8 protein-coding genes and 1 pseudogene are annotated in these 7920 nt (G+C 74.5%); all 9 read right to left on the bottom strand.

Annotation, left to right across the window (positions count from 1 at the left end):
* Nucleotides 1-180 (bottom strand): annotated as a pseudogene (locus AE652_RS46680) (hypothetical protein); the annotation flags it as partial.
* A 190-nt stretch (nt 181-370) separates the two neighbouring features.
* Nucleotides 371-1309: an ABC transporter substrate-binding protein gene (locus AE652_RS29685; protein WP_049657038.1), complete on the bottom strand. Its 939-nt coding sequence runs from the start codon at nt 1307-1309 to the stop codon at nt 371-373.
* 44 nt (nt 1310-1353) lie between these two features.
* On the bottom strand, nt 1354-2031 hold the full coding sequence (locus tag AE652_RS29680) for an ABC transporter permease (RefSeq protein WP_049657036.1): 678 nt from the start codon (nt 2029-2031) through the stop codon (nt 1354-1356).
* The gene (locus AE652_RS29675) at nt 2028-2696 is read right to left on the bottom strand and encodes an ABC transporter permease (protein WP_049657035.1); all 669 of its coding nucleotides are present in this window, start codon (nt 2694-2696) and stop codon (nt 2028-2030) included. The genes AE652_RS29680 and AE652_RS29675 overlap by 4 nt, the downstream gene beginning before the upstream one ends.
* Nucleotides 2686-3894: an ABC transporter ATP-binding protein gene (locus tag AE652_RS29670; protein ID WP_082346056.1), complete on the bottom strand. Its 1209-nt coding sequence runs from the start codon at nt 3892-3894 to the stop codon at nt 2686-2688. The genes AE652_RS29675 and AE652_RS29670 overlap by 11 nt, the downstream gene beginning before the upstream one ends.
* Before the next feature lie 215 nt (nt 3895-4109).
* Nucleotides 4110-4496: a rhodanese-like domain-containing protein gene (locus AE652_RS29665; protein WP_049657033.1), complete on the bottom strand. Its 387-nt coding sequence runs from the start codon at nt 4494-4496 to the stop codon at nt 4110-4112.
* The gene (locus tag AE652_RS29660; RefSeq protein WP_082346055.1) at nt 4490-5080 is read right to left on the bottom strand and encodes a cysteine dioxygenase family protein; all 591 of its coding nucleotides are present in this window, start codon (nt 5078-5080) and stop codon (nt 4490-4492) included. Before AE652_RS29660 ends, AE652_RS29665 begins: the two co-directional genes overlap by 7 nt.
* 189 nt (nt 5081-5269) lie before the next feature.
* Nucleotides 5270-5347 (bottom strand): putative leader peptide, encoded by a 78-nt coding sequence (locus AE652_RS49555; RefSeq protein ID WP_107086570.1) that lies wholly within the window; start codon nt 5345-5347, stop codon nt 5270-5272.
* Between the two features lie 145 nt (nt 5348-5492).
* The coding region (locus tag AE652_RS29655) for a hypothetical protein (protein ID WP_053112332.1) at nt 5493-7920 on the bottom strand (2428 nt) is incomplete at its 5' end.

Raw genomic sequence — 7920 nt, 5'->3', positions numbered from 1 at the left:
CGCGGGCGTCGTCGCCGCGGGCGTGGCGGCGTCGGAGGGCGCGGCGCCCGAGGCGGCGGGGGCGGTGGGGGAGCCGGCCGCGGAGGTGGCCTTGCCCGAGTCCGATCCGGAGCTGGAGCAGGCAGCGAGGCTCACCGCGGCGAGTGCCGTGAGGGTGGCGGCGAGGAGACGAGTGCGCATGGCGCCCAGACTGTCATGTTCGCGCCGCAGAAGGGAAGGTCCCTTCAGTGGTCGGAAAGCACCTGGAACGCACCCGTGAGCGCACCCGGAAAGCCCAGGGGCGGTGCCTCCGGAACGGCGGACGGCGGCCCGGAGGAGCTTCCTCCGGGCCGCCGCGTTCACGCTCCACGGCCGCCGGGCCGGATCGCCGTCAGCCGAGGCCGTTGGACTTCAGCCAGTCCTTGGCGACCGCCGACGGGTCCTCCTTGTCCACCGACACGCGCTTCATCAGCGCCACCAGCCCGGCCGTGTCGAGCTTGGCCGACACCGCGTTGAGCGCCGCCGTCGCGGTCGCGTCCACGCCCGCCTTGTTGACCAGCGGGGTGACGTTCTGGGCGCCGAAGATGTTCTTCGGGTCGGCCAGCGGGACCAGCTTGTACTGGACGATCTTCGGGTCGGTGGTGAACACGTTGCCGACCTGGATGCTGCCGTCCTTGAGCGCGTTCGCGGTGGCGTCGCCGGTGGGCTTCCACTCCTTGAAGGTCAGCCCGTAGACGTCCTTGAGCTGCTGCTCGCGGCGGCTCTTGAACTCCGGCGGCCCGCCGATGGTGTACTCGCCGGCCTTGGCGGCGAGGTCGGCGATGCTCTTGAGGTTGTCCTTGTCGGCCGTCTCCTGGGTGACGCTGAGCGAGTCCTTGTCCTCGGCCGGGGAGGACTCGAGGATGCCCAGCGTGGCGGGCAGCGTCTTGGCGAGCTCCGCGTTCACGTCCTGGGTGGTGACGGCGGTGGACTTGGCGTCCAGGTGGGCGAGCAGCGAGCCGTTGTACTCCGGCAGGACGGTGAGGTTGCCGCTCTGCAACTGCCCGTAGAGCACTTCGCGGCTGCCGATGTTGAACTTCTCCTGGACCTTCACGCCCTTGGCCTTGAGCGCCTGCGAGTAGATCGACCCGAGCAGGACGTTCTCCGGGAAGTTGGCCGAGCCGACCACCACGGTCGAGCCGGACCCGCCCGCGCCGCCCGCGGCGGCCGAGGCGCTCGAACCCCCGTCGAGCGGGTTGCCGCCGGAGGAGCCGCAGGCGGTGGCGCCGAGGGTGAGCGCGGCGAGGGTGCCGAGGGCGGCGACGCGGCGGCTTCGGTTGATTGTCGACATGGTGACAGATGTCCTTCCGGAACGGGAGGGGAGGGGGAACGGAGTCAGCGGGGCCGCTGCTGGGCGCGCACCCCGGGCGGGAGCGCGAACCGGGCGAGCAGGGCGAAGAACAGCTGGGCGACGACCGCGAGCAGGACCACCAGCAGCGCGCCACCCACGGTCACGGCGTACTTGCGGGTCGCCAGCCCGTCGATGACGTAGCGGCCGAGGCCGCCCAGCCCGACGTAGGCGGCCACCGTGGCGGTCGCGATCACCTGCACGGTCGCGGTGCGGAAGCCCGCCAGCAGGGTCGGGGCGGCCGAGGGCAGGCAGACCTGCCACAGCACCTGGGGGTGGGTCAGCCCGATGCCGCGCGCCGCGTCCCGGACGTCCGGGTCGGTGCCGCGCACCCCCTCGACGGCGGCCACCAGCAGCGGCGGCGCGGCGAGCGCGACCAGCGGGACCAGTACGGCGGTGTCGCCGACCCCGGCGAGCAGCACCGCCAGCGTCACCAGGCCGAGGGTGGGCAGGGCGCGGGCGGCGCCCGCGAGCGCGGTCACCACGGTGACGCCGCGCCCGGTGTAGCCGATCAGCAGCCCGAGCGGGACGGCGAGCAGCGCCGCGAACAGCAGGGCCGCGCCGGAGAGCAGCAGGTGCTCGGAGACCCGGTGCACGATCGAGTCCGGCCCGCTGAGGTGGTCCGGGTCGGTGAAGAAGTCGCTCAGCCAGTTCAGCCAGTTCACGAGCCCGCTCCCTTCTCCCGGACGGCCCAGGGCGCGAGCAGCCGCCGGGCGGCCACCAGCACCAGGTCGACGGCCAGCGCGAGGACGGCGATCAGCACGATGCCGGCCAGGATCGGCGTCGGGAAGGTGCGCTGGAAGCCGTCGACGAACAGGTAGCCGAGCCCGCCGCGACCGACCAGCGCGCCGACGCTGGCCAGCGAGATGCTGGACACCGCCGCGACCCGCAGTCCGGCGATCAGGTACGGCACGGCGGCGGGCAGCTCGACCGAGGTCAGCCGGTGCCACGGCCCGTACCCCATCGCGGTGGCGGCCTGCCGGACGGAGTCCGGGACGGCGCGCAGCCCGTCCACGGTGGTCGGCAGCAGCACGGCGAGGGCGTAGAAGGTGAGCGGGATCATCACCGTCGCCTGGGTGGCGAGGCCGGTGTACGGGATCAGCACCACGAACACGGCCAGCGAGGGCAGCGCGTAGACGATGTTGAACACGGCGGAGAGCGGCTGGTACAGCCGGGGGTAGCGGGCGCAGGCCAGGCCGAGCGGGACGGCCAGGAGCAGGCCGATGAGCACGGGGACGAGGGCGATCACGGCATGGTCGGCGAGCAGGTGGCCCAGGTAGCCGAGGTGGTCGCCGATCCAGTACCAGCGGACGATCGGTTCATCGTCCACCGTCGGCTCCGTCCGTGCTGCCCGTTCCGTCCGGGCCGCCCGTGTCGTCCGGGTGGCCTCCGGTGGTGGCCGGGGGCTTGTCGGTGCGGACGGGCGCATCAGCGGCCGGCGAACCGGTGGCAGACGGACCAGTGGCAGACGGACCGGCGGCCGGCGAACCGGAGGCGTCGGGCCGCAGGGCGGCGAGGACGGCCTCGCGGCTCGCGGTGCCGGTGACCCGGCCCTCGGCGTCCAGCGCGACCGCGACCCCGGCGGGGGAGAGGACGGCGGCGTCCAGCGCCGTGCGCAGGGTGTCGGCGTCCGGGCGGAAGGCGGCCGCCGGGTGCAGCTCGGCGGTGACGGCGTCGCGGTCGATCCAGCCGATCGGGCGGCGCCCGTCGTCCAGGGCCAACTCCCAGCCGCCGTACCGGAGTCCGTCGCCCACCGGGCGGAGCCGGACGCCGCTCGCGGGGCGCAGGGCGAGGCCGCGCAGGCCCCGGTCGCGCCCGAGGAAGGCGGCCACGCCCTCGTCGGCGGGGGTGGTGAGCAGGGTGTGCGGGTCGGCCAGTTGGGCGATCCGGCCGTGTTCGCGCAGCACCACCACCTGGTCGCCGAGCCGGACGGCCTCCTCGATGTCGTGGGTGACGAACAGCACCGTCTTGTGCAGCTCGGACTGGAGCCGCAGCAGCTCCTCCTGGAGCCCGGCCCGCACCACCGGGTCGACCGCGCTGAACGGCTCGTCCATCAGCAGCACCGGCGGGTCGGCGGCCAGCGCGCGCGCCACGCCGACCCGCTGCTGCTGGCCGCCGGACAGCTGGAACGGGTACCGCTTGGCGGTCTCGGGCGCGAGCCCGACCAGTTCGAGCAGTTCGGCGGCGCGGGCGCGGGCCTTCTTCCGGTCCCAGCCGAGCAGGTAGGGGACGGTGGCGATGTTGTCGATCACCTTGCGGTGCGGGAAGAGCCCGGCCTGCTGGATCACGTACCCGATGCCGCGGCGCAGCTTGGCGGGTTCCAGCTCCGCGACGTCCGTGTCGTCCAGCAGGACCCGGCCCGAAGTGGGCTCGACCATCCGGTTGACCATGCGCAGCAGGGTGGTCTTCCCGCAGCCGGACGGTCCGACCAGGACGGTTATCCGACCGGTCGGGACCTCCAGGTCCAGTCCCTCGACGGCGATGGTGCCGTCGGGGTGGCGCATTCCCGCGCCCTCGAATCTGATCACGTGGAGTTTCCTCGTCAGGGCGCCCCGGAAAGGCGGCGCCTGGGTCGTTCGGTCGTTCGGTCAGGGTCGTTCGGTGGCGGCGGTTTCAAGCGCCCGGGCGTACTTCCGCCCGCGTGGTTGCCCGGCTTTGGACCAGCGGAAACTCTGATCACACTATGACCTGCATCATCTCCTGTCCCTGATTTACCGCCCCGGCACGCGGTGCGACCGCAGGCTCAGCCGCCCTGACGGGTCGGCAGGCCGGCGGCCGCCCAGCCGACGAAACCGCCGTCCAGGTCGGTCGCCCGGTGCAGTCCCAGCTCGCGCAGGGAGGCCGCGGCCAGGCTGGAGGCGTAGCCCTCGGAGCAGACCACGACCACCTCGACGTCGTAGCCCGAGGCCTCGGGAATCCGGTGACTGCCCGTCGGATCGAGCCGCCACTCCAGCACGTTGCGTTCGATGATCAGCGAGCCGGGGATCTCCCCCTCGGCCGCCCGCTGCGCCGCCGGGCGGATGTCCACCAGCAGCGCGCCGTCCAGCTGGGCCTGGTACGCCTCGCGGGCGCGCGGTCGGTGGACGCCCTCCCGGGCCCGCTCCACCAGGTCGTCGATCGTGGTCACCACTGTTCAGGTCCTTCCTCGGAGGTGCGGACGAGCCCGCCGGCCCGCAGGTCGTAGTGCGCCATCGAACTCAGCGGCGGCGAGTAGGCGTGCAGGGTGACGGCGGGGCCGACGGCGGTGTTGCGCACGTCGTGCACGTACTCGGGGCCGAAGGCGCGGGCGGTGCCGGCCGGGATCCGGCGGATCAGCAGGCCCTGCTCGGGCCCGCCGAGGGACAGCTCCTCCAACTCGCCGAGGGCGACGGCGAAGGCGCCGCGCGAGCCGCCGTGGTCGTGGAAGCCGGTGGACTGGCCGGGCAGCCAGCTGATCAGCCACACCTCGTGGTCGTCGTCCGCGGCCAGCCGCCGGTACCAGCGCTCCTCGGTGGAGAGACGGACGTGGTGGATCCACTCCTCGGGCCGCTCGGCCAGTTCGCGGACGATGGTCCGCAGGGTGCTGGGGGTGAGCGGCGCGGGGGTGTCCCCGGCGGGCGGCGTCGGTGGTGGCTCGGGGGTGCTCGTGGGGCTTGCGGTGGCGGGGCGGGTGTTGTCGGGGTTTACGGTCGGCTGGGTTCCGGGGCTGATGCTCGGGCTCGGGCTCAGAGTCATGAGGGCGTCCTCGGGTGCGGCGGGAACGTCGGTGGGAAGCGCCCGGTGTCCGGCGGCGGTGGAGGGCGCGGGCCGACGGGGCGGCCCGGCACGCAAGGGTGCGCCGGGGCTGGGCGGGGTCAGTACTGCGGGTGCGCGGCGCGGGCCCTGGCAGACGTCACAGAGCGGGACCGGCGGGGGAGAACAAGGTCAACAGGCACAGATGGAACTCGCCTGGCGTCGCAGATCGACGTGCAGGCGGCATACCAGAGTGGCGCCGGAGTCCATGCGCCGGATCTTTCCCGAGCGAAGCGGAGGAAGTCAAGCCGGGCCGACCGTCCGCCGCCGTCCGTTCCCGGCTACCGGCGGACCGGTCGGCTACCCGTCGCCCGCTCGCCGAGCCCCCTTCGAGCATCCGTCGGTCGCCTCCCGGCTACTCCTCGGCCGGGCGGCGCGGTGCCGGGGGAGCCGTGGCGGACGGTGCGGGGTCGGTGTCGCGCGTCGGCTGTGCGGGCACCGACCCGGTGGGGCCCGGGGCCGGTCCGGCCCGCGCCTGGTCGGCCCTCGCCTGGTCGGTCAGTGCCTGCTCGATCAGCGGCGCGGCCTGTTCTCCCAGGTGGCGGCCGAGCGTCTGGTAGGCGTCGAACTGCTGGTGGTCGAACCACTGGTCGCTGGTGCGGTCGTTCGGGAAGGCCCGGTTCGCCATCGCGTAGGCGTGCAGCTCGTACGGCATCCCGGGGGTCAGTACCGCCTGGAGGAGGATCAGCCGGCCGTGCCGGCCGGCCCCGGGCCCCTCGTCCAGATCCGGGTAGCGGATGTCCCCGGTGACCACCGCCCGGGCCGAGAGCCGGGCGGAGAGCTGCGCCGCGAGCCCGCGCAGCGGCGGTCGGCGGCCCGCGCGGCCCTGCACGCCGTCGTCCGCGCGGCCGTCCGAGCGGCCGTCCGCGTCGTCACCCTCGGCGGGCCGGTCGGCGGCGGTGCCCGGGATCAGCAGCTCGGGCTCGTGCAGGGTGATGGCGACGCCCAGCTCCTCGCGGGCCAGGGTGATCGCGGCGGCCAGGTTGGTGGCGTACCCCGCGTCGCCGCTGGCGTCGATGCAGACCACCGTCCGTACCCGGTGCCGCAGCAGCTCGACCAGCCCGAGGTTCTCGTAGTGGCCGCCGTCGGTGGTGAGCAGGAAGCGGTCGTCGGGCGGGAACCGCCCGATCAGCTCCCGCAGTTGGTACGGGAGGCGGCGGACGGCGGGCTGCGCGGGGCGGCGCCAGTCCGGCGGACCGGACCAGTCGGGGCCGAGCACCGCCGGGTTGGGCAGCCACGTCCCGAGGCGGGCGTTGGTCACCGCGAACAGCCGCTGGTAGACGCGGGATTCCCGCCCCATCGCGGAGGAGAAGGCCGCGCCGGAGACGGCCATCGCCGACTGTACGGTGAGGTCCCGGGCGATGTGCGCACTGGTGCGCCGCTCCAGCAGGTCGGTGCGCGCGTACCCGATGTCCGGGCCGCCCACGTAGTCGTAGGAGAGCGAGAAGGAGGCCGCCGGACGGCCCGGTGGCGTACGGGAGTTGCCCGACAGGTTGGCCGCCGCCGAGAAGATCACCTGGGGGAAGTCGGGGTGCCGGGCGCCGTAGTGGCTCAGCCACGTCTGCTCCCGGAAGAAGTGGTACGGGCGGGCCACCGACCGGCCGCCCTCGGTGGCCCGCCGGACCGCGAACGCCGAGGCCAGCCGCAGCCGGTAGAACGGGTGCAGGCTCACCCAGGTCTGGTCGAGGTTCAGCCCGACCGCGCCGAGCACCAGGGGCAGCAGCACCTGGACGGCCGTCGGCCAGGCGTAGCCGGTGGCGACCGCCCAGCCGAGGGCCAGCAGCGCACCCGCCGTCAGCGCCAGGAGGGCGGAGCAGACCACGAGGGTCTGCGGGAGGCTGGCGCCGCTGACACGGGGCCGGCCCGCCGCGCCCGGCGTGGTGGCACCCCGACCGGGCGTCCGGCGGTCGCGCCAGAGTATGCCGAGCAGCAGCGCCAGGTAGCTGAGCGCCACGGTCAGGCCGAGCCCCGCGCCGGTGAGCTGCGGCCCCGCCGCCAGCGCCTGCTGGAGCCGCACCGCGCCCCAGGCCAGCCCCGGTACCACCAGCACCCCGACGGCCAGCAGGGCGGCCAGGGCGAGCAGGCCGAGATTGGCCCTGCGCAGCGCCCGTGGCAGCAGCGCCTGCCAGCCGAGCGAGGGGAAGGCCAGCAGCCAGAGCAGCCAGCACCCGGTGGCCGAGGCCAGCAGGAGGCCGAAGGCGGCGAGCGCCGGTGCCCGGAGCTCCAACGGCCCCGGTACGGCGCCGGCGTGGCGCAGCCCGGCCGCCGCCAGGTGGCTCAGGTCGGTGAGCGGCACGGCCCGGTAGAAGCGGCTGAGCCCGAGGCCGAGCGTCAGGACGGCGGCCAGCAGCAGGGTGAGGGCGGACAGCACCCCGCGCAGCAGCGTCCCGAGGGCGACCAGCCATTCGCCCGCGCCGTCGGCGATGTACTTGCCGTGCCGGCGGAGGTGGTCCTCCTCGGGGGACCCGGGCTCCATCACGGTGTCGGCCGTCAGGCCCGAGACGGCGCGCACCGGGCTGCCGGGCGCGGAGTCGCTGAGCGCGAGCTGGAGCGCGCCGACGGTGTAGCCGCCGCCCGAGACGGAGACCAGGTAGCGGGCCCGTTTCAGCCACGGCCGCAGCGACTGGAGCGCGCCGAGGGTGACGCAGGCGGAGCGGATGCCGCCGCCGGAGGCGCAGAAGCCGAGTTCGGCGGGTTCGCGGCCGGGCGGCACCCGGGCGGCGTCGCGCCAGTGGGCGTGCCGGACGGGCGTGTCCGGGGCGTCCGGCGCTTCGGCGGCGGGT

This window comes from Kitasatospora sp. MY 5-36, from assembly GCF_001182915.1.
Taxonomy (GTDB): domain Bacteria; phylum Actinomycetota; class Actinomycetes; order Streptomycetales; family Streptomycetaceae; genus Kitasatospora.
Note: the sequence above shows the minus strand (reverse complement) of the source record. Positions and strands in the feature narration are given on the sequence as shown.

What these genes read in the sequence shown, in the direction of transcription:
- AE652_RS29685 (WP_049657038.1), bottom strand. Translation starts at nt 1,309, where the DNA reads ATGTCGACAATCAACCGAAGCCGCCGCGTCGCCGCCCTCGGCACCCTC.
- AE652_RS29660 (WP_082346055.1), bottom strand. Translation starts at nt 5,080, where the DNA reads ATGACTCTGAGCCCGAGCCCGAGCATCAGCCCCGGAACCCAGCCGACC.
- AE652_RS49555 (WP_107086570.1), bottom strand. Translation starts at nt 5,347, where the DNA reads ATGGACTCCGGCGCCACTCTGGTATGCCGCCTGCACGTCGATCTGCGA.